Source organism: Rhizobium sp. BK176 (assembly GCF_024808055.1).
Map to the genome: position 1 here is coordinate 20,774 of NZ_JANUBV010000012.1, position 22,025 is coordinate 42,798.

At 59.0% G+C, this 22,025-nt stretch carries 20 protein-coding genes and 1 pseudogene; 15 read left to right on the plus strand and 6 right to left on the minus strand.

What is annotated here, in order from left to right:
- The first annotated feature begins 511 nt into the window (after positions 1-511).
- The 3 genes from FHT76_RS27635 to FHT76_RS27645 all read left to right on the plus strand — a co-directional run bounded on the left by FHT76_RS27635 (position 512) and on the right by FHT76_RS27645 (position 1,489).
- Positions 512-913 carry a hypothetical protein gene (locus FHT76_RS27635; RefSeq protein WP_259129857.1) on the plus strand — a complete coding sequence of 134 codons (402 nt, stop codon included), beginning with the start codon at positions 512-514 and terminating at the stop codon, positions 911-913.
- 59 nt (positions 914-972) lie between these two features.
- Entirely contained in the window at positions 973-1,200 is a 228-nt protein-coding gene (locus tag FHT76_RS27640; RefSeq protein ID WP_259129860.1) for a cold-shock protein, read from the plus strand.
- A 100-nt stretch (positions 1,201-1,300) separates the two neighbouring features.
- Positions 1,301-1,489 (plus strand): hypothetical protein, encoded by a 189-nt coding sequence (locus FHT76_RS27645; protein ID WP_259186020.1) that lies wholly within the window; start codon positions 1,301-1,303, stop codon positions 1,487-1,489.
- Positions 1,490-1,634: 145 nt separating this feature from the next.
- Here FHT76_RS27645 and FHT76_RS27650 read toward each other — a convergent pair whose 3' ends face one another.
- From FHT76_RS27650 to FHT76_RS27675, 6 genes and pseudogenes are all read right to left on the minus strand, one after another.
- Positions 1,635-2,000 carry a response regulator gene (locus FHT76_RS27650; RefSeq protein WP_405049301.1) on the minus strand — a complete coding sequence of 122 codons (366 nt, stop codon included), beginning with the start codon at positions 1,998-2,000 and terminating at the stop codon, positions 1,635-1,637.
- 419 nt (positions 2,001-2,419) lie between these two features.
- A pseudogene (locus FHT76_RS27655) lies at positions 2,420-3,079 on the minus strand (Crp/Fnr family transcriptional regulator); the annotation flags it as partial.
- 256 nt (positions 3,080-3,335) lie between these two features.
- Positions 3,336-3,578 carry a DUF982 domain-containing protein gene (locus FHT76_RS27660; protein ID WP_259129863.1) on the minus strand — a complete coding sequence of 81 codons (243 nt, stop codon included), beginning with the start codon at positions 3,576-3,578 and terminating at the stop codon, positions 3,336-3,338.
- A gap of 798 nt (positions 3,579-4,376) precedes the next feature.
- Positions 4,377-4,613, minus strand: coding sequence for a hypothetical protein (locus FHT76_RS27665; RefSeq protein WP_259129865.1), 237 nt, complete (start codon positions 4,611-4,613; stop codon positions 4,377-4,379).
- 1,145 nt (positions 4,614-5,758) lie between these two features.
- Entirely contained in the window at positions 5,759-5,917 is a 159-nt protein-coding gene (locus FHT76_RS27670) for a hypothetical protein (protein ID WP_259186022.1), read from the minus strand.
- Between the two features lie 606 nt (positions 5,918-6,523).
- A complete protein-coding gene (locus FHT76_RS27675) occupies positions 6,524-7,555 on the minus strand; it encodes a LacI family DNA-binding transcriptional regulator (protein WP_259129866.1) in 1,032 nt (343 codons plus the stop codon).
- Between the two features lie 273 nt (positions 7,556-7,828).
- Between FHT76_RS27675 and FHT76_RS27680 the strand changes: the two genes are divergently transcribed.
- The 12 genes from FHT76_RS27680 to glpD all read left to right on the plus strand — a co-directional run bounded on the left by FHT76_RS27680 (position 7,829) and on the right by glpD (position 22,018).
- Positions 7,829-8,905, plus strand: a complete 1,077-nt coding sequence (locus FHT76_RS27680) for an ABC transporter ATP-binding protein (protein WP_259129868.1) — start codon at positions 7,829-7,831, stop codon at positions 8,903-8,905.
- Between the two features lie 51 nt (positions 8,906-8,956).
- Positions 8,957-10,192 (plus strand): ABC transporter substrate-binding protein, encoded by a 1,236-nt coding sequence (locus FHT76_RS27685; RefSeq protein ID WP_259129870.1) that lies wholly within the window; start codon positions 8,957-8,959, stop codon positions 10,190-10,192.
- A 63-nt stretch (positions 10,193-10,255) separates the two neighbouring features.
- Positions 10,256-11,191: a carbohydrate ABC transporter permease gene (locus tag FHT76_RS27690; RefSeq protein WP_259129872.1), complete on the plus strand. Its 936-nt coding sequence runs from the start codon at positions 10,256-10,258 to the stop codon at positions 11,189-11,191.
- 4 nt (positions 11,192-11,195) lie between these two features.
- Positions 11,196-12,050, plus strand: a complete 855-nt coding sequence (locus FHT76_RS27695) for a carbohydrate ABC transporter permease (RefSeq protein ID WP_259129874.1) — start codon at positions 11,196-11,198, stop codon at positions 12,048-12,050.
- Positions 12,047-13,792 (plus strand): L-arabinonate dehydratase, encoded by a 1,746-nt coding sequence (gene araD / locus FHT76_RS27700; RefSeq protein ID WP_259129875.1) that lies wholly within the window; start codon positions 12,047-12,049, stop codon positions 13,790-13,792. Before FHT76_RS27695 ends, araD begins: the two co-directional genes overlap by 4 nt.
- Before the next feature lie 10 nt (positions 13,793-13,802).
- Positions 13,803-14,603 (plus strand): HpcH/HpaI aldolase/citrate lyase family protein, encoded by an 801-nt coding sequence (locus FHT76_RS27705; RefSeq protein WP_259129876.1) that lies wholly within the window; start codon positions 13,803-13,805, stop codon positions 14,601-14,603.
- 10 nt (positions 14,604-14,613) lie between these two features.
- Entirely contained in the window at positions 14,614-15,498 is an 885-nt protein-coding gene (locus tag FHT76_RS27710; protein ID WP_259129878.1) for an SMP-30/gluconolactonase/LRE family protein, read from the plus strand.
- Positions 15,499-15,507: 9 nt separating this feature from the next.
- Complete coding sequence (locus FHT76_RS27715; protein WP_259186023.1) at positions 15,508-16,272, plus strand: SDR family NAD(P)-dependent oxidoreductase; 765 nt, start codon at positions 15,508-15,510, stop codon at positions 16,270-16,272.
- A gap of 11 nt (positions 16,273-16,283) precedes the next feature.
- Positions 16,284-18,275, plus strand: a complete 1,992-nt coding sequence (locus FHT76_RS27720) for an alpha-glucosidase (RefSeq protein ID WP_259130088.1) — start codon at positions 16,284-16,286, stop codon at positions 18,273-18,275.
- Between the two features lie 2 nt (positions 18,276-18,277).
- Positions 18,278-19,048 carry a sulfite exporter TauE/SafE family protein gene (locus tag FHT76_RS27725; RefSeq protein ID WP_259186025.1) on the plus strand — a complete coding sequence of 257 codons (771 nt, stop codon included), beginning with the start codon at positions 18,278-18,280 and terminating at the stop codon, positions 19,046-19,048.
- Positions 19,045-20,511 (plus strand): NAD-dependent succinate-semialdehyde dehydrogenase, encoded by a 1,467-nt coding sequence (locus tag FHT76_RS27730; RefSeq protein ID WP_259129883.1) that lies wholly within the window; start codon positions 19,045-19,047, stop codon positions 20,509-20,511. The genes FHT76_RS27725 and FHT76_RS27730 overlap by 4 nt, the downstream gene beginning before the upstream one ends.
- Position 20,512: 1 nt before the next feature.
- A complete protein-coding gene (gene glpD / locus FHT76_RS27735; RefSeq protein WP_259129885.1) occupies positions 20,513-22,018 on the plus strand; it encodes a glycerol-3-phosphate dehydrogenase in 1,506 nt (501 codons plus the stop codon).
- The last annotated feature ends 7 nt before the right edge of the window (positions 22,019-22,025 follow it).

Here is a 22,025-nt window from a genome sequence, read left to right on the forward strand (position 1 = left end):
GCCAGCGGGGGCGGCAACAAGCGGAAGGTTGATGTTCCCGGGCTCGAGGGCGTGATCGCTACTGCGGCGTCTTCAATCCTTAGTCTCACCCGTATTTGCGACCCTCTTCTCTGAATTCGAAACCTGCTACCGGCCTATCGCAACGACCCAAGAGAAGCCATGCCGCCGCCTCAACTGAGAACGCTTTCGAAGGTCGCCGCGCAATTGCCAGCAGCCAAGGTTGTGCGCTAGCCTGCGGATTTGGCGGCGGATCCTGCCGCGGGAAGCGCGATCGATCCGTTGAACTATTTCAGCTCCTGAGCAACTGGGGTGTGGAGCCCGGAGCCCAGATGGTTAGAACACGGCGCCGTATCTGACCACGTGCCCCGCAGCTACCTTCGTCATCGCCCGTTAGACCAGGCCGCGCCTTGAGACGCACTGAATCCGAGGAAGTCGAAGGCGATAACCCCGCGCCCGGCGGCAAATAATAGCGGAGCGACGTCCCTATAGATACGGCTATTGTCCGGAAGCCATGGATCATCACGAACGCGGTGCCGCCGTCGGGATAGTCGCGCACGTAGATCCGACGTCCGTTGCGTTCGACATGTTTCTCGGCGAACCCGGTGTCGTCGTTCGCGTAGGCGTTTGTTCTCTTCTGTGTTGCATCCATTGGCGTCGGCAGAGCTGGAGCCGCAAGAGCTGCAAACGAGGCCATGAGAAGGTTGCGCCGGGCAGGGAAAGACCTTCGGTGTCCGGCATCTTCCTCTCCTCGCAGCACGGCGGGTCTGCTGGTAAACGGCTGGCCCACGTCCGGTTGACTTCTTCTGGAATGTCTCTATTCTTAGTTTTATCGATCTTTTGCTTGCCAAGCTTTGTCTACCGCGCGATTGGCACCGCGCTCTATTCGAACCTTCTCTTTCAGAAACAATCGTAACGTCGTCCGGGAAGCGCAGCCTCTGCAGTCCTGCACTCTATGCTTTGAAAGGGTTCATCATGACCATTGGCACAGCAAAATGGTCCAACTCCACGAAGGGCTTCTTTATCCAGCCCGATAACGGCGGCGCGGACGCGCTCGTTCACATCTCTGCCGTCGAACGCGCCGGAATGCGCGAAATCATAGAGGGTCAGAAGATTGGTTACGAGCTCGAGCGCGACATCAAGTCGGGGAAGATGTCGGCCTGCAACCTGCAGGTCGCCAATTGTGACCTGCCATCTCTTTGACCACGGATCTAGTGGCACTGGGACGGCACGATTATCTGAAAGGCCGGGCAGGTTGCCCGGCATTTTCCTATCCATCGCTTTGCAGACTAAGGGAATTTTCATGACTCAGACCTACAGCAAATCCCCGCAGCAGGCCGAAATTGCGTTTAGCCTTATCCAGTCCCAGTTCTGCGCGCACGGCCAAGGCGTCCAGGAACTGGAAACTGAAGAGCAAGCGCGCCAAGTCAAGACACAGCGTCTTCGAGACGCGCGGCTAGCGCGGGACGGGCAGGATTATGCTAGCCGTTGAACGACCACTACGCAGATTACTAGCAGCCGTTCCAGGGGCTGCTCAAAACTCTATTTCGACACTGTGGCCAGGCGTCGCTTGATTCCACAGGCTTGGTGCAACGGCCACCGACGTTGCTCCTCCCAAAAATGAACCCTTCGCAGCGTCACTGTGAAATTATCATTCGAATCGCCGACGTCACGTCCTGACGTTTGTATGGCTTGCCCATGAAAGGAACGTCGCGTGGAAGACTGGCACCGGGCAAATTGTTGCCAGATGTAATAATGATCTTGATTGGCGGCCAGCGATCCCGAACAAACGCGGCGAGCCGCAGCCCATCCATGCTGCCGGGCATGTCAATATCAGTGAAGATCACCTGGATGTCCGGGCGACCCTCGATAATCTCAATCGCTTCATCTGCGCTCGATGCCTCGAGCACGATGAAACCGTCGTCCTCAAGATCTGCGACGGTCGACAAACGCAAGAATGGCTCGTCTTCCACGACAAGCACGACTGGCTGAGAGTCAGGCACGTTTGCTCGCTTTTCTCTTTGGAGGAATGCTCTAGGGCCAAACCGCGAGGGAATGTACGTTGGCGTACAAACGCGCCATCGACTGCCTGGTTCCAGCAAGGAAATTTGCGACCGGAAAAGCGTGGCGACATTACTGTTAGACGCCAAGAGCGAAGAATGAGTGAAGGGAAAATGACCGAGGTCCTCAAACGCCTGGATTCTTCACACACAGAGGTTAGGAGAACGTCGCGATTCCCTTGGTCGCCACGGACGCCGAGAAACGCTTTCGACCGCCGTGCCTGCATCGCCCGGAACGGATCACGGTTCTCAGCGACAGGAAACTCCTGTAGGCTAAGTGGGCCGGACGCGCGGTGAGAGCAACGAAATACTGCCGCCAACGTTTTGCCTGTTGGTATCAAGGTAACGTCGTCGCTGCTGCTGCCGCCTGCGATAGTTATCAGCTTCTCTCGATCCCGCACGTGGATGTTTCGGCGTGTGGACCGAATGGCCCGTATACCTTCCAGGACGTGAAGCTGTTCGGTAATACCCGAACGCCGAACTCCCAGCATCAGCGCTAGGAACTCGTGGGTCACACCGAGATTGTCGCCATCGAGGCGATCATGGCACATCAAAAGCCATCGAGCCATCGTTCCTGCATGTTGTATCGGGCGTTGGCCAAGGCCGAATGAGCGAGCTGGACGACGGAGGTATGAAAATAACAAAGAAAAACGGCCCGGGCTCCTCATCCTCAGTGACTGCTTTCATGAATAGCGATGCTGGGACGCGGATGCCACTGCCAGCCATTTGCATGAAGGTCCGCCCGGGCGCTCCCTCTATGGCGAGCATCAGATGCATACCGGACGCGCCTTGCCGGCCGATATGCCCCACTTCGATAGCTTCGTCGTTGGAACTGGTGGCGACCATGGACCCAAGGCCGCTCTCCAGAAAATAGATGTAGTCGGGAGGGACACTATCCTCGACGAGAACATGTTTGGTGGCAGATCGACGCGCTCCATGCCGTGAGCGAGCCGGCCGAAGGTTTGCGCACTGATCGTCCGCAGAAGAGTGTTGCCGACATTCGATTGGTCGAGGCGTACCACTACTTGCTCCATGCCGGAGCTTGGGTGTTACCAAACGCCTATGAATAGAAGTCTAACCGTACGGCGTGGTCAAATGTTCCGCCAGTGCCACAGCAGGTTCGTACGATTTCGGTGTTACCGTGCGCAGGCATTGTTCTAGTTTTTCTTAACTTGCGACCCACATCTCTTTGCCGTTTCGCCCAGCCACAGCTTTTTACGCAATCGATCTGATAAGGCGGGGCTTTAACGCAACGGCCGCCAGGAAGTACGGGAGGAATTAGGCGTTCCGAAACACGACTCCCGCTTGAAGGGCTGCGGCGAGAAATGCGGCTTGCGCTTCTCCCTGGCTGACCGCCCCTCTAAGCGCGCCGGCGCAAGCCTCCATCGCCGAGATAAAGGTGGTGCCGGTGGTAACTGGCCAGTTCTTGAGAAGCAGCTCAAGAGCTTGCTCTGCAGACGACACGGTGTGGAATGACCGGTTGCGCTCTACAATTACGATGACCCATTCAAGTGTTGACATAGGCGTGGCCGGCCAAATTCGCGGATTAGTGGATTACACGATTAGCCCGCGCACAATGTGAGTGAGAAACATTGGTCACCCGCGCGATCCTTCCTCGAATCCCGCTTGTCAGTCTACATGGGCAGTTGGAGAAGCAAGGCCGTTCCCCGACTTTTCTACGGCAATGGCAGTCCCTGAATAGAGGCGCGCGTCCGCTCGAAGCTCGGTGGAGACATTGCAGAAATCGTCGGGCCGAAGACCCTTTTCAGTTCCCTGGTTAGGTCGTCGGCGGAAGTCATCCCGCCTTGAAAACGTTGTATGAGAAGCTTCGCCGCAAGGTCGTATCGCTCAGGATGCGCAACACTTTTGGCAGAATTGTATCCAGCTTCCTCCAAGACGCCTTGCAGCATCGTCAGGTCCCTGGAATGTAAGACGTAGCCGAGTGGGGAAGACACTGAGGTCCTCCTTCTAATTGGGGCGAGGGCCCAAGCCCTGGTCAGAAGCGCCCTTAACAATGGCTGCTGATGAAATCATCATGCCCGAGAGTGGCTCGGGATGCAAAGAATTAATGCAATTTTTTGTTTTTATCAGCCTTTGCAGTAAAACCAAAAATTGAGATTGTATTTCCACGGGGCTTCGGCAGCGTGCTCGGCTTCACGGGGCATCGCTCAATGCCGATCGACATGGCCAGTACGTCCACCACTCTTACAGAGAGGCATGGTAGCTATCCTCTTGCAGTCCATCCCGCAGGTTCGGCACGTACGGGCAGAATTGCGCAGGCTGTCCATCAGCAAATTATCGGCAAGCGCGGGAGTTTGGTTACGCTTTGTGGGTCGCTTCGGAACTGCAAGCGGAACTAAGGTACCGCACCATTTCATTAGTGGCGGCGGCAGAATATGGATCGACAGTCTGAATACGGTCAACGGCCACTGTCATTGCCCAGCGGCCTTCATCACTATCGATATCCACTCGACGTGTTGAGCACCACTCTTGAACCGCGTCCAGAACAATCTTCATCTGAAGTTCATCGAGAGAGGAAGATAAAGACTTCGTCATGTCCGTGCTCTCCTGGGCGGCAAGAGCACAGTCATCTCTCAAGCGGTCCCGCCAGTGTCTATGGGCCGACCCGGGATACATAGGGTGTTAGAAATAAAAGGAAACGCGAAGGGTTTGACCGCCCCGCCTTCTAAGTTAATTCTTCTTTTTGCCTTATTTAATCGCGGGATGGTAAAATCGTGGCGTCCCAGACGCCTCCTCGCCGACGAAACGCGCTTCGCAGTCGAGAGGCGCCCAGCCGCGCGACCGGGCGCATGTGAAAGGGGAGGGTGGGCGCCCGTTGGGAAGTGCAGGGACCGGGGCAGGGCCCGGTTTTGAAATCCAGATGATGCGCGGTACACCGTCTTATCATGGTTCCCAGGATGCCGCCCAGTAGCACGCCGGCGACCGACAAGATGTAAAATACGATTAACATCAGCGCATCACGCTATGTCAAAGTTAATTGCGGCCGTTCTTAATCCTCCATAGGGTTTTATCCATCGGTCGGCATCTCCTGGCTACGATCGACTGGAAGCACACGAGTTGCTTTCGCCCCTCTAAGTTGGAGGGCGATGAGTGTCGGAAATGCTCCGTACAATTTCGTTCGATGATCTTTCTCCGGTATTCGACGCGTTCTCCGAGTGGTGCAAGGAGACTAAGGTTGATCCGAACAGTCTCGTCGGCAGCGTTGCTGCGTCCAGACTATTGGACCTTTTTCTCAAGGGCCATAAGACATCGAGAGATCTTTTGGCCGCCCTAGGGCCACTCCGCCCGCCGTCAACAAAGCCTGATCAGTAGGTCTCCAGGAAAGCTCCTGGCCAGAATCAGGATCTCAACACATTGCAAGCGGCTTCGTTATCAGCTCTCGCAAATCGACAGGTTTCTGAAGTCGATCCGCCGATCTGTACCGGAGAGGTCATAGCCGGTTGTAAAAATGAACGGTATGTTCCTTTTCGCCAGGATGTCAGCCATCGTGAAATCCAACTCGCTATGAACATTGACATTACGAAGTGCTGCGTCGACATGTTCTTTTTCCACCAGTTCTGTTGCTATCTCCCGATGTGCAACGGGGTCCCAACACAGTCGCACCGCGCGTGGCTAAGGCCAGTTCGATGTCCCATTGCGATGAAATATTCGTCTTCGACGACTGCTGTCGTCGCTTCATGCTAATATTGTCTTTCGGAGATAGGCAGGTGGATCGCGCAACGAAGGCCGTTCTCCCCGAGAACGAAGCTCGTCTTTGCCCGGAGCTGGTAGGGCAACGTCTTTTCAATCAACTCGCGTCCATAGCCGGCATGTCCGTGCGAAGCGTATTCAGCAGGCATCCAATCTGACTCGTTCCAATTGACCTTGAGCCATGGTTTGCTGTTCCAGCCCGGCTGGACGCGCCACTGATAGATAGCGACGCACCGGACTGGCCAAGCGCGCCGTACTTGATGGCACTTGTTTCCAGTTCGTGCAGCACAAGTGCGAGCGTCCGTACCGTCGAGGATCAACGTTGAATGGGCCATCGATTGTCCCGCGGCTCATGTCGAAGAACCACCCCGGAGCCGAGCTCTATATCGATCGCCGCGTGGGTAGGCAACCGTCAATCCGTCGCCCAGGGCAGCCAGCCCAAGGCCGGCAAAACTCACGGGAAGCAATGCCATGTTTCCTCTCCATGAGATTTGCCGCCAGGAAAACGATTGGCAAAACATTGCAGCAAAGGGAGCCTATTTGCTCGGTGGGGGCTTATCGTCGGTGCGGTCGCAGCCAATCAAAGAATGGTGAGGAAAGCTGGCGGGCAGGCGGCATTTGACGCCGTGAAGTCGATGGCAACGGGTCGTCCGCCGGCCCGATGACTTCGGCTGGCGAGGTGGCGCATTTGATCGCAGTTTTGGTCATGGTTGGCGATCGGGCAGCCCACCGCCCGCGCAGTAGATGAGAAGCGGTCAACTACTCTGTCTTTGCAGCAGGGTGAAGCGCGTATCAATCACATATGATTTGGGGCGTACGGTGCCGTTCATCCTTTCCAGGATAAGCCTGGCAGCTTCAGTGCCGATCAGGTCCCCAGGTGGCCTGATCGTCGTCAGTGCCGGGTTACATGCCGAACTGAAACTCAGGTCCCCGAAGCCAATGACGGAAAGCCGCTCGGGAATCGCAATGCCGATGCGCTGGCATTCGAATATGACACCAAGCGCAATATGGTCGTTCGAGCAGGCTATGGCATCCGCATCAGGATATCGCTTGATTGCTTCAGCAAGCAGCATTGCTCCAATGGCGGCACTGGCGGGCGCCGGGTGCTCTACTATCTCGGCGCTGACACCCTCTGCCTCGCGGGCGGCCTGGATAAAGCCGTCTGCGCGAAATGCGGCCCTGCGGTCTTCCTGGAGACGGGCGCCGATATAGATCAATCGCTTTCGCCCGCGCTGGACAAGGTGCGTCGCTGCAGTACTTCCAACCTGTTCATGATAGAAGCCGACGGCCATGTCGATCGGCTCGCCGCCAAGTTCCCACAGCTCGACAACAGGCACGTTGCTATCCCTCAACAGCCGGCGTGTCGTGGCGGTGTGCGAGAGACCGGTGAGGACAATCGCTGCAGGCTTCCACGACAGCGCCATCTTGACGAGGTTTTCCTCCTCGCGCTCGCTGTATTCGGAGTGGCCAAGCATGACCTGCAGGCGTTCCTTGCCAAGCTCGGTCTGCATGCTTGCAACCGTTTCAGCAAAGAATGCGTTGCGCACCGACGGCACGATCACGCTCACGGCGCGCGACGATGCTGCGGCAAGCCCGCCTGCCATGAGGTTGGGGACATATTTCAGCGCATCGATCGCCTCTGCGATGGCTCTGCTTGCGGCAGCCGAGACCGCATCAGGCTTGCGTAGATAAAGCGAGACTGTCGACGGCGACACGTCGGCCCTTTCGGCGACGTCCATCATCGTGACGCTTTGCATCTTGCGGCGTTGCCGCTTCATAGCTTCCATCGACTGCCTCTCGCAAAATCATAGCGCTGCAAATTAAAATTATTGTATGCCGGAACGGTGATGCTTGCAACATGCGCAAGGTGACTAAATGAGTAAACGTATGTTTATACAGTAGGTTAAGGCACTTAGTAGGGCGGCTCTATTCACGGGATTCGTTGCGTGAGGTCTGGCCGCGCTGCTCCCCTCTTGATCTTCGTGAATCGTAGCGCTATGATTCCTCCATCTTTTTGAGACAGCGATGCGCTCAATTGACATCGCGTTAGGGAGGAAATCTTGGCCTCGGTAAGTTTACGCAAGCTCGACAAGAGCTACGGCGCGCTGCGCATCGTCAAAGGTATCGACCTGGAAATCCAGGACGGCGAGTTTGTCGTTTTTGTCGGCCCGTCGGGATGCGGGAAGTCGACGACACTCAGAATGGTTGCGGGTCTTGAAGCGATCACCGGCGGTGAGGTTCGAATTGGCGACCGGGTCGTCAACAAACTGGCTCCACGCGAGCGCGATATCGCGATGGTGTTTCAGGACTACGCGCTCTATCCCCACAAGACCGTCCGCGAAAATATGGGCTTCAGCCTCAAGGTCCGCGGCATGAGTAAGGCAGAGATCGACAAGCGGATCGGTCAGGCGGCCGAGATGCTCGGAATTGGTCATTTGCTCGACCGTCGCCCAGGGCAATTGTCGGGCGGCCAGCGCCAGCGCGTCGCCATGGGCCGCGCAATCGTCCGCCGTCCGCAGGTCTTCCTGTTCGATGAACCGCTCTCCAACCTCGACGCAAAGCTGCGCGGACAGGTGCGCACCGAGATCAAGCGGCTGCACCAGACCATTGGCACAACGATCATCTACGTCACCCATGATCAGGTCGAGGCCATGACGCTTGCCGATCGCATCGTCATTCTCAGGGGCGGCGATATCGAGCAGGTGGGCACCCCGGACGAGGTCTATAACCGTCCGGCAAGCGTCTTTGTTGGAGGCTTTGTTGGCTCTCCGGCGATGAACTTCACCAAGGCAAAGGCGCAGGGCTCCAGCCTGCATCTGCCAAATGGCGACCAGCTTCCGCTCTCGGCCATACCAGGCAATGGACTGTCCGCCGTCGACGGCCGCGAGTTTGTCGTCGGTATCCGACCCGAGCATTTCATCAAATCCCAGTCTGGTGGTTCGAGCCTGAACTGTCGTGTTCAGGTCGTCGAGCCGCTCGGGTCCGATACGCTCGTTCACTTCTCCATGGGGGACGCCACCTTGACGGCGCGAATGCCGCCTGAGGTTCGTCCAACCGTCGGCGAGACCCTGACGGTCGGCATTGATCCAACGAAAATCCACCTTTTCGACGCCGCCAGCGAGCGCGCCATTCACTGACGTCCAGGCGTTTGCGCGCCTGGTCCTTACGAACTTCAATGGGAGGAAAACATGAACCGCAATATCAGAGCTGCCGCTCTCGCCTGCGCCACGATCTTTAGTTTCGCGGCACCAGCTCTCGCCGATACGGAGCTGAAAATCTACATTTCGAGCCAGCACCAGCCGAACGTCTGGCGCAAGGCGCTCGATCAGTACGAAGCCAAGACGCCGGGCGTCAAGGTGACGATCGAGACCGGCGGCAACACGTCGGAAGCGCAGGCGCAATATCTCAACACGGTGATGTCGGCCAAGGATTCGTCCCTGGATGTGCTCATCCTTGACGTCATCCGTCCTGCCCAGTTTGCCGCCGCTGGCTGGACCGTCGACGTCGAAGGCAAGGATCTTTCCACCTACCTGCCGGCCTATGCCGAAGCCAATACCGTTGGTGGCAAGACCGTTGCCCTGCCGGCCTTTGCCGACGCCCAGTTCCTCTACTATCGCAAGGATCTGCTCGATAAATACGGCATCCAGCCGCCGAAGAGCTGGGAGGAGTTGAAGACCGCCGCAAAGACCATCACCGACGGCGAGAAAAACCCCGATCTCCAGGGGCTGTCGTTCCAAGGAAAAGCCATTGAGGGCGCCGTGTGCACCTTCCTGCTGCCGTACTGGAGCCAGGGCAAGGCGCTGACGAACAACGGTCGCCTGTCCTTTGATCATGATGCGGCCGTCAAGTCGCTCGCACTGTGGAAGAGCTTTGCCGATGACGGTGTTGCCAAGAAGAACATCGCTGAAGTGGCAACTGACGACACGCGCAAGGAATTCCAGGCCGGCAACGTGGTCTTCGCAGTAAACTGGTCCTATGCCTGGGCACAGTCACAGGGACCGGAGTCGGCTGTTGCGGGCAAGGTTGGTGTCGCCCGCCTGCCGGCGATGACGGGTGGTGAATCCGCGACCTGCCTCGGTGGCTGGGAGTGGGGCGTTTCAGCCTTCTCCGCTCATCAGGATGAAGCCAAGAAGCTCGTTGCCTACCTTTCGAGCCCCGAGGTTTCGAAATTCATGGCCATCAACGCATCGCTGCTGCCGACCTACGCCGATCTCTACAAGGATGGCGATGTAACCAAGGCCGCTCCCTGGTTCGCCGATGCGCTCCACGTTGTCCAAACCGCCAAGCCGCGCCCGGTCACCCCTCGCTATAACGAGGTGAGCGAAACGATCCGCACCACCGTCAACGCGGTTCTTGCCGGCGTCTCGACACCGGAAGAGGGCGCAAGCCAGATCGAGTCGCGGCTGAAGCGCATCCTTCGCTGATTAATCGAAGGGCGGCCTCTGGTCGCCCTTCAAAAAACCACCCAATGGACCGGAACACCTGTCATGGCGACCACAACCTCCCTCAAGATCAGCGCCGATGTCGAGCCGCGCCAGGCTGCATGGGTGCGGTGGCTGGATCTCAGTGACAGATCGCTGGCCATTCTCCTGCTTGCACCGGCAGCGCTCCTGCTTGCGCTGATCATCGTTTATCCCGTCTGTCGGCTGGCCTATACGAGCTTCTTCAGCCTGTCGCTTACATCGGGCCTGCCGGCCGAGTTCGCCGGCCTCGAAAACTACCGTCTGATGATCGACGATCCGGTCTTCTGGGAAACCACCTGGAATACCGTGCTCATTACCCTGATCACCGTCCCAGGCGCCCTTATTGTTGGCCTCTGGCTCGCGTTGATGGCAAACCTGCCGTTTCGCTCCCAGTGGCCCGTCCGCCTGTCGCTCTTGGTCCCCTGGGCGCTTCCCCTGTCCTTTGCGGGCCTGATCTTCGCGTGGTTCTTCCATTCAGAATACGGCGTTGTCAATGATGTTCTAAACCGCGTCGGCCTGCCTGGTGTCATCTGGTTCAACTCGCCGAACTGGGCATTTGCTGCAATCTGTCTGACAATCATCTGGAAGACCTCGTCCTTCATGGCACTGATCATCCTGGCGGGCCTACAGACCATTCCGCGTTCACTGTACGAGGCAGCCGATGTCGACGGCGCTGGACGGCTGCGCCAATTCTTCGAGATCACGTTGCCGCTGCTTAAGCCCTCGATCGTCGTCGCCCTGATTTTCCGGACGATCACGTCGCTGCAAACCTTTGATATCCCCTACATGATGACGGGTGGTGGTCCCGGCACATCGACGGCGACACTTGCCATGTATATCCACCAGAACACCGTCTCCTTCCTCGATCTCGGTTACGGCTCTGCGCTTGCCGTCGTGATGTTCGCGCTTTCCATGTGCGTCACCGCCGTCTACCTGCGCATGATCCGCACCAAGGAGTAGCGCAATGACCACCACCACTGCATCGGGTCCCGGTAGCTTTCTTTCCGGCAAGCCGCTTCGCGCAATCGCCGCCATCATCCTGCTCGTCAACGGCATGTTTCCAGCGCTCTGGATCCTGTTCACGTCGCTGAAGACGGAAGGCGAGCTGACGGCCAAGCCGATCACCTGGTTTCCGTACGCGCCGACGCTGCAGAACTACATGCAGGCCTTCTCCGACCAGCCGCTTCACCTGTTTCTGTTCAACAGTTTCATGGTGGCGCTCCTGTCGACCGTGCTGACACTGCTGGTCTCGGTGCTTGCGGCATACGCCCTTGCACGCCTGAACCTGAAGCATCGCGGTCTCATTCTCGCTGCCATCATCGCTGTCTCGACATTCCCGCTGGTAACGTTGCTTGTTCCTCTGTTCGAAATCATGAGGACACTGAACCTCCTTAACACCTGGACTGCCCTGGTGTTGCCCTACACGGTGCTGAGCCTGCCGGTGTGCACGCTTATGCTGGTTTCGTTTTTCGAGGGGATTCCGCGCGATCTTGAGAGCGCTGCGATGATTGATGGCTGCACGCGGCTTGGCGCGCTCTTCAAGATCGTGGTGCCGCTGTGCGCACCTGGCGTCTTTACCGCCGGCATCCTCGCCTTCGTCAACGCCTGGGACGAATTCCTTCTCGCCCTCTCGTTCAATTCAAATCCGCAACTTCGGACGCTTCCCGTCGGCATCCAGCTCTATCAGGGCGAGTTTGCGTTCCCGTGGCCGGTGATATCGGCGGCACTCGTAGTAGGCATCGTGCCGGTTGCGGTCCTGATCGTCATCTTCCAGGAGCGCGTGGTGTCCGGTCTGACAGCGGGTGGTATCAAGGGATGACCGGCGTGAAAGCAAAACGTGATCTTGCCGACCTGCGCAGCCAGCGCTGGTTTGCCTCCGACGACATGCGCGGTTTCGCGCATCGCCAGCGCACCCAGCAGATGGGCATGCGCCGCGATGAGTTCCTGGGCCGACCGGTCATCGGGATCATCAACACCTGGAGCGAAATGAGTCCATGCCACGCCCACCTGCGTGACCGCGCCGAGGCGGTCAAGCGTGGCGTGTGGCAGGCCGGTGGCTACCCGGTCGAGATGCCGGCCCTTTCTGTCGGTGAGGTCATGGTCAAGCCGACCACCATGCTCTATCGCAACTTCCTGGCGATGGAATGCGAGGAACTGCTCAGATCACATCCGATCGACGGTGCTGTCCTGCTTGGTGGCTGCGACAAATCCACGCCGGCGCTTCTGATGGGCGCGATCTCGATGGATATTCCGGTCATCTTCTGTCCAGCCGGCCCGATGTCGAATGGACAATGGCGCGGAACGAAGACCGGCGCCGGTACCCACACGAAGAAATACTGGGACGAGTTGCGGGCTGGAAATATTACCCAGTCGGACTGGGTTGACCTCGAAAGCCGCATGACCCGCACGGCGGGCACCTGCAACACCATTGGAACGGCCTCGACCATGACCTCGATCGTCGACGCCATGGGGCTGACGCTACCTGGCGCCTCCTCGATCCCGGCAGTCGATTCTGGACATCCGCGCATGGCATCTGCCTGCGGCGTGCGCATCGTCGAAATGGTCTGGGAGGATTTGAAGCCTTCAAGCATCCTCAATCGCGCAAGCTTCCTGAATGGGCTCGTCGCTTATATGGCGCTTGGCGGCTCGACAAATGCCGCCGTCCACCTGATCGCCATGGCCAGGCGCGCCGGCATTGCACTCACGCTTGACGATATGGCGGCCATGGCGGCAAAGGTTCCGGTCGCGGCCAATGTCTTCCCGTCGGGCGAGTTCCTGATGGAGGATTTCTATTTTGCGGGCGGATTGCGGGCCCTCCTGAAGAAGTTTTCACACCGGCTGGATCTTGACTGCCTGACCGTGAACGGACGCACGCTCGGTGACAACATCGCGGACGCCGAGTGCTGGAACGACGACGTCATCCGCGGCGAAGATAATCCTGTCGTGCCGCTGTCGCGCGGCAAGACGCTCGAGGTGTTGCGCGGCAACCTGGCTCCGAATGGCGCTGTCATGAAATCGTCGGCCGCCAATCCGAAGTTCTTGAAGCATGTCGGCCCGGCAATCGTCTTCGACAATCCTGCCGTCATGAACAAGACCCTCGATGATCCCGATCTCGACATCAACGAGGATACCGTTATCGTCCTTCGCAACGCCGGTCCTGTCGGCGCGCCCGGCATGCCGGAGTGGGGTAATCTGCCGATCCCGAAGAAACTCCTCAAGCAGGGGGTGCGCGACATGGTGCGCATTTGCGACGGGCGGATGAGCGGTACCCATTACGGCACCTGCATTCTTCACGTCTCTCCAGAGGCAGCGATCGGTGGCCCGCTTGCTCTCTTGAAGACCGGTGACCTGGTTGAGCTCGACGTTGCGGCAGGCTCCATGAACATGAGGGTCGACGAGGCGGAACTCGAACAGCGCCGTCGCGAGTGGAAGCCCGCAGCCCCCGTCTACCATCGCTCCTTTGCTGCTCTCTACCAGCAGCATGTCAGCCAGGCAGATCAAGGGTGCGATTTCGATTTCCTGAGCGGTACGGCCGTCGTGCCGGATCCCGTCATTTTCTAAGGATACAAGCATGAGCCTCACCAACAATTTCAAGAGCTGGATCAAAGCTGGCGAACGCACCCCGCTTGGGACATGGCTGATGGCCGCAGCTCCGTCGACGGCGGAGGCGCTTGGCTACGTCGGCTTCGACTTCCTCGTGGTCGACATGGAGCATGTGCCAATCGAAGTCTCCGACCTTGCCCAGATTCTAAGAGCCGTAGGCTGCACGCCGGCCGAACCGGTTGTTCGCCTCGCCTGGAACGATCAGGTGCTGGTCAAGCGCGTCCTTGATGCCGGCGCACGTACCGTCATGCTGCCGTTCGTCCAGACCGCCGACGAGGCGAAGGCGGCTGCTTCTTACACGCGCTATCCGCCGCTAGGTGTTCGCGGTGTCGCTGCCGTTCACCGCGGCTCGAAGTTCGGGACGATCCCCGACTACCTGAAGTGGGCCAATGACCAGATCTGCACGATCGTTCAGCTCGAAACGCCCGAAGCAATCGAGCGACTGCCGGAGATCGCCGCCGTCGAAGGTATCGATGGCGTCTTCGTCGGCCCCGGCGACCTGTCGGCGGCCATGGGACACATTGGCAACATCGCACACCCCGAGGTTCAGACGCTGATCGAGAAAGCAGCCAAAGTTGCACGTTCCGCCGGCAAGCCGATCGGCATCGTCGGTCCCAATCCCGAGATGGTTCAAAGGTTTATCGGGTATGGCTACAGCTTTGCGGCAATGGCGTCCGACGTTGCCATGATGACCGGCCGCGCCAACGAATGGCTGGGTGTCCTGAACGGTAGTGCTGCCAAGCCGGCATTGCCGGCAGCTGCCTATTGAGGTGGCGAAGGTGAGCACCGGCTTCATACCCGTTCTCGAAGCGAACACCCTTCTTGGCGAGTGCCCTCTATGGTCATCTGCCGAACAGGTGCTTTACTTCGTCGATATCAAAGCCTGCCGGATCCACCGCTTCGATCCATTGTCGCGGCACCTGACGGCCATGGAACTGCCTGAAGAGGTCGGATGCATCGGGCTTGCAAAGGGTGGCGGGTTCATTGCAGGTCTCCGATCCGGCTTGTGGCTGCTTGACGAAAAGGGCGCGCTTCTGCGCAAACTCGCCGACAATCCCGAGGACCAGTCGATCAGTCGCTTCAACGACGGCATGGTCGATCCGGCCGGGCGCTTTGTCGCCGGCACCGTCGATGAGACGCGGCAGCGGGGGATCGCCAGCCTCTATAGGTTCGATCGCGACGGGCTTGCCGAGCTTGCTTCCGGCCTACTGACATCGAACGGCGTTGCATTCTCGCCGGGTGCAAAGCGGCTCTATCACGCCGACACGCTTCGCTACACGCTTTACACCTTCGATTATGACCCGACACGCGGCTCGGTCAGCAATCGGCAGGTCTTCGCCCGGTTCGGGAGCGGAGCCGACAAGGGGCGGCCAGATGGTGGTGCAGTCGACGTGGAAGGCTGCTACTGGACGGCGCTTTTCGAGGGCGGACGCGTCCAGCGCTACGATCAAAGCGGCAAGCTGTTGGCGGAATATCCGGTTCCGGCCCTGTGCCCGACCATGGTGACCTTCGGCGGCCCGGATATGAAAACGCTCTATTGCACCAGCGCGCGGGTCGGGCGGTCTGATGCCGAGCTTGCCAGATACCCGTTGTCGGGCGCGTTGTTCTCCATGCGCACCGACGTCGCCGGTCTTCCAAAAAACCTGTTTGATCCCGAAGTGTGAGATCCACTCATGTCGTCGCCTTACGATTCCGTCCGCTACGCCTCGCTCTATGGCCGCAATGTGCTGATCACCGGCGGTGCGTCGGGCATCGGCGAAGAAATGGTGAAAGCCTTTGCCGAACAGGGCGGGAGAGTGTCGTTCATCGACATCGATGCCGAGACCGGTGCGCGCACGGCCGCAGCGACTGGGACAGACTTCCTGAGCTGCGATATAACAAATATCGATCGGCTGCGGAGCGCGATCAGCGCCGTCGAAGACAAGCATGGCGCCATCGACGTGCTGATCAACAACGCCGGCAAGGACGATCGTCACCCGATCGGTGAGGTCGAGCCCGACTACTGGCGTCGTGCACTGGCGCTCAATCTTGATCATCAATTCTTTGCGACACAGGCAGCAAGCCGCCGCATGGCCGAGCAGGCTCGCGGCTCGGTGATCATGCTGGGGTCGATTTCATGGATGCGCGGCCGCCCGGGGATGGTCGGCTATACGACGGCGAAGGCGGCCATCAATGGCATGACCAGAACATTGGCGCGCGAGCTTGGGCCATCCGGAATTCGCGTCAACTGCATCGTGCCTGGTGCGATCGTCACCGAGCGGCAGCTGAAGCTCTGGACCTCGCCTGAACAGAACCAACAGTTCATCGATCTGCAGGCGCTGAAATTCCGGCTCGACGCGACCCACGTCGCCCGCATGGCACTCTTCCTTGGTTCCGACGAGAGCGACGGCTGCACTGGCGCGAACTTTGTCGTCGACGCTGGCCTCACACAAAACTGAGCATGACGGACATGATACTCGAAACAACACCCAACGGTTTCACCATTTCGCTGAACGGCCGCGCAATACTGCGCCACAGTGCATCGATGCCGGCGATCTATGTCGGCCATGGCGATGAGCGCATGGACATGTATCGCGGCAACTTCGAGATCGAAGATTACGTGATCGAACGCAGTGCACTTCGTTACGCGGTGGTCGACGGTGATGCAGTCACGTTGTGCGAGCGCGAAGGCCAGCCCGCCCGCCTGGTGCTCAGGCTGACGGACAATGCACTGGAGTTATCGTCGGAGGATCCTTCGATCAACCGCTTCTGGATGCGCGTCGTTGCCGATCATGACGAGCATGTCTGGGGCGGTGGCGAGCAGATGTCCTATTTCGACATGCGCGGGCGCCGCTTCCCGCTCTGGACATCCGAACCGGGTGTCGGCCGCGACAAGATGAGCGAAATCACCTTCAAGTCGAACGTCGAGGGCAAGGCAGGTGGAGACTATTACAACACCAACTACCCGCAGCCGACCTTCATCTCCTCCAACCGATATGCGCTTCACGTCGAGACGAGCGCCTATTCAGTGTTCGACTTCCGGCGCAAGACATTTCATGAGATCGAGGCCTGGGCGGTCCCCGAGCGCATCGAGCTATACGCAGCAGCGACCTTCGTCGCACTCGTGGAAACTCTCTCCGCACGCTTTGGTAGGCAGCCGCAGCTACCGGAATGGATCTACAACGGTGCGATCATCGGCCTCAAGGACGGGACGAATTCATTTACCCGCCTGGAGAAGATGAAGGAAGCGGGCGTCAAGGTTTCCGGTCTCTGGTGCGAAGACTGGGTTGGCCTTCGTCATACCTCCTTCGGCGCCCGACTGTTCTGGGACTGGCAGGCAAACGAGGAACGTTACCCAGGTCTTCGTCAGCGCATTGCACAGCTCCACGACGAGGGCGTTCGCTTCCTGGGCTACGTCAATCCCTATCTCTGCGTTGACGGGCCGCTGTTTGAGGAAGCCGACCAAGCCGGTTACTTCGCAAAGGACCAATTTGGCCGCACCGCGCTTGTCGACTTCGGCGAATTTGACTGCGGCGTCGTCGACTTCACCAACTCGGAGGCGGCCGACTGGTTTGCCGACGAGGTCATCGGCGGCAAGATGCTGGATTACGGTCTGTCCGGATGGATGGCAGACTTCGGCGAATACCTGCCGATCGACGTCGAGCTGGCCAATGGCATCGACGCGAAGATCATGCACAATCAATGGCCGACGCTCTGGGCCGAGGTGAATGCCAAGGCGGTTGCAAGCCGTGGCAAAACCGGCGAGGCGCTGTTCTTCATGCGTGCCGGCTTTACCGGCGTACAGAAGCACTGCCCGCTTTTGTGGGGCGGTGACCAGTCTGTCGATTTTTCTCGACACGATGGCCTGGTAACCGTCATCTGCGCGGCCCTTTCTGCCGGTCTCCTGGGGAATGCCTATCACCACTCCGACATCGGTGGATATACCAGCCTCTTTGGTAACGTCCGCACTCCCGAGCTGCTGATGCGCTGGGCTGAAATGGCAGCCTTCACGCCCGTCATGCGCAGCCATGAAGGCAACCGCCCTCGCGACAACGTCCAGATCGATCAGGATCCGGCCGTCCTTGCGCACTTCGCCCGCATGACCGGCGTCTATGTCCACATGGCGCCCTACCTGAAATCGCTGTCGCAGGTAGCCTCGGACAAGGGGCTGCCAGTACAGCGGCCGCTGTTTCTGCACTATGAACACGACCGCAAGACCTACGGGATCCAGGACAGCTACCTCTACGGCTCCGACATGCTTGTCGCACCGGTTTGGCAGGCCGCTCAAAACGAGCGCACCGTGTACCTCCCTGAGGGTTCGAATTGGACGCACGCCTGGAGTGGCGAGCAATATCGTGGTGGCAACGAGATCACGGTTGCCTCGCCGCTTGGTGAGCCACCGGTCTTTTATCGCTCGGACTCGCCATTTGCCGACCATTTCGCAGAGCTACGGGCGCTCTAGGGATGGATCTTCACGGGTTGGCCATTCTGCTGCTTCTTTCAGCGGTCGCTGCTTATCTGCAGACGCTGACCGGATTTGCATTCGGCCTCATCATGATGGGTGGTGTGGGGCTCACCGGCGTTATCGCCGTACCCGACGCCGCCGTCCTCGTCAGCTGTCTCACATTCGTCAATGCCGTGCAGGTTCTTGTGAGAGGCTGGCGCGACATTGCCGCGCGTGGATTCGTGCCGATCATTGTCGCCAGCGTTCTCTTGCTTTTTGTCGGCTACTGGCTTCTCGGCTTGATGGCGGCTCACTCGATCGATTGGCTGAAGATCGTGCTCGGTCTGGTGATCGTGGTCTCGAGCATACAATTGGCAATGAAACCCCAGCCGCTTGACCGACTTTCTTCCACCGGATCCTTTGCATTCTTCGGTGCCATTGCGGGATTGATGGGAGGGCTGTTTTCAACAGCCGGACCGCCGCTCGTCTATCACCTCTATCGTCAGCCGTTGCCACAGCCGACGATCCGCGAGACCCTTGTTGCCGTCTTTGCCATCAATGCCGTCATTCGACTTGCCGTCGTCGCCTTGGCCGGAGACATGCCGCGGGCCGGCTTCTGGTGGGGGCTGCTCGCAATACCCGTGGTCATCCTGTTTACCTTCGCTGCAAAGCGTTGGCCGCCGCCGATTTCCAACCTGTCACTTCGCAGGATGGCCTTCGGTCTGCTTTTCCTGTCGGGCCTGTCGCTCGCCTTACCCGCTCTCTTCAAGATCATCGGAGGTCTGTCATGACTGCATCCACTCTCTCGCTCAAGGATTCGACCCTTCTGACCGACAAGGCATTTGTTGCCGGTGAATGGATTTCCTCGCCCACCGGCAAGACATTCGCAGTGACCGACCCGTTCGATGGCACGGTGATCGCAAAGGTCCCCGACCTCGATCGCGAGACTGTCCAAAAGGCAATCGATGCCGCCGATATTGCGCAAAAATTGTGGGCGCGGAAAACCGCGAAGGAACGCGCTCAGGTCTTGAAGCGCTGGTATGATCTGATCGTTGCAAATGCCGACGACCTGGCTCTCGTCCTGACGACGGAACAGGGCAAGCCTCTTTCTGAAGCTAAGGGCGAGGTCGTCTCGAACGCGGCCTATCTCGAATGGTTTGCCGAAGAGGCAAAGCGCATCGACGGCGACATCATCCCGGGTGCCAATCCGGGCCAGCGCATCATGGTTCTGAAGCAACCCGTTGGTGTCTGTGCCGCCATTACCCCATGGAACTTTCCAAACGGCATGATCACCCGCAAGGCCGGGCCTGCGCTTGCAGCTGGCTGCAGCATGATCCTGAAGCCCGCGTCACAGACGCCGCTATCGGCGCTGGCGCTTGCCGTGCTGGCAGAACGCGCCGGCGTGCCAAAAGGTGTCTTCTCAGTCGTTACGGGGGAAGCCAAGCCGATCGGCCTCGAGTTCTGCCATAATCCGAAGATTGCCAAGATCACCTTCACCGGATCGACAGGGGTTGGCCGGTGGTTGATGAAGGAGGCGGCCGACGGCATAAAGCGTCTGTCGCTAGAGCTTGGCGGCAACGCGCCATTCATCGTCTTCGACGATGCCGACATCGACGCCGCAGTGGCTGGCGCCATGATTTCCAAGTTCCGCAACGCGGGACAGACCTGCGTCTGCGCCAACCGCATCTATGTGCAGGAGGGCGTCGTGAAGAGCTTCACGGAGAAGCTGCTTGCCAAGGTGTCCGAGCTGCGGCTTGGCCGCGGGACCGAGGAGGGCGTCAGTCAGGGGCCTCTCATCGACGAGCGCGCCGTAGCCAAGATGGAGGAGCATGTTGCCGACGCGCTCGCCAATGGCGGCAAGCTTCTTGCCGGTGGCAGCAAGAGCGATATTGGGAGCAACTTCTACCAGCCGACCGTCATCACAGGCGTCACGCAGGCCATGAAGGTTGCCAAGGAAGAGACGTTTGCGCCACTCGCCCCGATTATCTCCTTCAAGGACGAGGAGGATGTCATCGCGATGGCAAACGACAGCGAGTTCGGGCTCGCATCCTACTTCTACGCCCGCGATATGGCGCGCGTGTGGCGCGTTTCCGAAGCCCTTGAGGCCGGCATGGTGGGCGTCAATACTGGCATGATCGCCAACGAAATGGCACCCTTCGGCGGGATCAAGCAGTCTGGCATGGGCCGTGAAGGGTCGAAGTATGGCATCGAGGGTTTCCTCGAGCTGAAGTATGTCTGCGTCGCGGGGATCTGAGATGCCGTTCGACTATGATGTGATCATCATCGGCGGCGGCATCAATGGCTGCGGCGTCGCACGCGATGCGGCAGGCCGCGGGTACAAGGTATTGCTGGCCGAGATGAACGACCTTGCCAGCGGCACGTCGTCTGCCTCCACCAAACTTATCCATGGCGGATTGCGCTATCTCGAGCATCACGAGTTCAGGCTGGTTCGCGAAGCGCTCATGGAACGGGAAGTGCTCTGGAGCCTCGCGCCCCACATCATCTGGCCACTGCGCTTCGTCCTTCCCCATCATTCGGCGCTTCGGCCTGCCTGGATGCTGCGCCTTGGACTGTTCATCTATGATCACATTGGCGGGCGCAAGAAGTTGCCGCCCACCAAGGTCCTCGACTTGCAGAAGGACGCTGCGGGCGCACCGCTCAGCGATCAGTTCAGGAAAGGCTTCGAGTACTCGGACGCATCGGTGCAGGATGCGCGCATGGTCGTGCTCAATGCAAGGGATGCGGCCGAACGAGGTGCGGAGATACTCACACGCACCGAGGTCACAGAGGTGACGCGCAAGGCGCAAGGATTTGCCGTTTCCCTGGTCAACCGCATCACGAAGTCGAGCCGCTCGGTCACGGCGCGCCTCGTCGTCAACGCGGCTGGTCCCTGGGTCGACCGCGTCCTGTCAATGGCCGCGCAAGGAAAAGGAGCGCGCAACGTTCGCCTTGTTCAAGGCAGTCATATCGTCGTTCGCAAACTCTTTGCACATGACAAGGCGTATATATTCCAGAACGACGACAAGCGGATTATCTTCGCCATTCCCTACGAGGATGACTTTACCTTGATCGGCACGACGGATCGCGACCATATTTGCGCCCCCGAAACCGTCAAGATCAGCGCCGAGGAAACCGAGTACCTTTGTGTGTCGGCGAGTGCCTACTTCAAGCAGCAGATCGTTCCCACGGATGTCGTCTGGTCCTATTCCGGAATACGCCCGCTCTTTGAACAGGGCGCGTCAAGCGCTCAGGAAGCGACACGTGACTACGTCCTGAAGGTCGATGGCGATAAGGCACGTGGGGCGATGATCAACGTGTTTGGCGGCAAGATCACCACGTACCGTCGCCTGGCGGAGTCCGTGCTGTCCGAGATCGAGCAGCTTCTCGGCGCCCGCAAGCCGAGCTGGACGGCAACCGCACCTCTGCCCGGAGGCGACTTTCCCGTCGATGGGTTCGATGCACTCGTTGCTAGGCTCGTCCGGCATGCTCCAGGCGTGGAGAAGGCGACGCTCCGTCGTCTTGCTCGCCTCTATGGAACGTCGGCCTTTGACATCCTCGGTGCCCAGGGTGAACTCGGCAGGATCATAGCCGGGGATCTCGGCGTCAATGAAATTGAGCACCTCGTCAGGCGAGAATGGGCCGTCTCTACCGATGACATTCTTTGGCGGCGCACCAAGCTCGGCCTCCGGTTTGGCACAGATGACGTCAAGGCACTGGAGGCATTTCTCCAACAGTCTGCAAGCCAGGCAGCATCCGGCTGAACCTGAC

What these genes read in the sequence shown, in the direction of transcription:
- FHT76_RS27705 (WP_259129876.1), top strand. Translation starts at nt 13,803, where the DNA reads ATGAGCCTCACCAACAATTTCAAGAGCTGGATCAAAGCTGGCGAACGC.
- FHT76_RS27645 (WP_259186020.1), top strand. Translation starts at nt 1,301, where the DNA reads ATGACTCAGACCTACAGCAAATCCCCGCAGCAGGCCGAAATTGCGTTT.
- FHT76_RS27675 (WP_259129866.1), bottom strand. Translation starts at nt 7,555, where the DNA reads ATGGAAGCTATGAAGCGGCAACGCCGCAAGATGCAAAGCGTCACGATG.
- FHT76_RS27685 (WP_259129870.1), top strand. Translation starts at nt 8,957, where the DNA reads ATGAACCGCAATATCAGAGCTGCCGCTCTCGCCTGCGCCACGATCTTT.
- glpD (WP_259129885.1), top strand. Translation starts at nt 20,513, where the DNA reads ATGCCGTTCGACTATGATGTGATCATCATCGGCGGCGGCATCAATGGC.
- FHT76_RS27665 (WP_259129865.1), bottom strand. Translation starts at nt 4,613, where the DNA reads ATGACGAAGTCTTTATCTTCCTCTCTCGATGAACTTCAGATGAAGATT.
- FHT76_RS27690 (WP_259129872.1), top strand. Translation starts at nt 10,256, where the DNA reads ATGGCGACCACAACCTCCCTCAAGATCAGCGCCGATGTCGAGCCGCGC.
- FHT76_RS27725 (WP_259186025.1), top strand. Translation starts at nt 18,278, where the DNA reads ATGGATCTTCACGGGTTGGCCATTCTGCTGCTTCTTTCAGCGGTCGCT.
- FHT76_RS27715 (WP_259186023.1), top strand. Translation starts at nt 15,508, where the DNA reads ATGTCGTCGCCTTACGATTCCGTCCGCTACGCCTCGCTCTATGGCCGC.
- FHT76_RS27695 (WP_259129874.1), top strand. Translation starts at nt 11,196, where the DNA reads ATGACCACCACCACTGCATCGGGTCCCGGTAGCTTTCTTTCCGGCAAG.
- FHT76_RS27635 (WP_259129857.1), top strand. Translation starts at nt 512, where the DNA reads ATGGATCATCACGAACGCGGTGCCGCCGTCGGGATAGTCGCGCACGTA.
- FHT76_RS27730 (WP_259129883.1), top strand. Translation starts at nt 19,045, where the DNA reads ATGACTGCATCCACTCTCTCGCTCAAGGATTCGACCCTTCTGACCGAC.
- araD (WP_259129875.1), top strand. Translation starts at nt 12,047, where the DNA reads ATGACCGGCGTGAAAGCAAAACGTGATCTTGCCGACCTGCGCAGCCAG.
- FHT76_RS27720 (WP_259130088.1), top strand. Translation starts at nt 16,284, where the DNA reads ATGATACTCGAAACAACACCCAACGGTTTCACCATTTCGCTGAACGGC.
- FHT76_RS27640 (WP_259129860.1), top strand. Translation starts at nt 973, where the DNA reads ATGACCATTGGCACAGCAAAATGGTCCAACTCCACGAAGGGCTTCTTT.
- FHT76_RS27670 (WP_259186022.1), bottom strand. Translation starts at nt 5,917, where the DNA reads ATGCCTGCTGAATACGCTTCGCACGGACATGCCGGCTATGGACGCGAG.
- FHT76_RS27660 (WP_259129863.1), bottom strand. Translation starts at nt 3,578, where the DNA reads ATGTCAACACTTGAATGGGTCATCGTAATTGTAGAGCGCAACCGGTCA.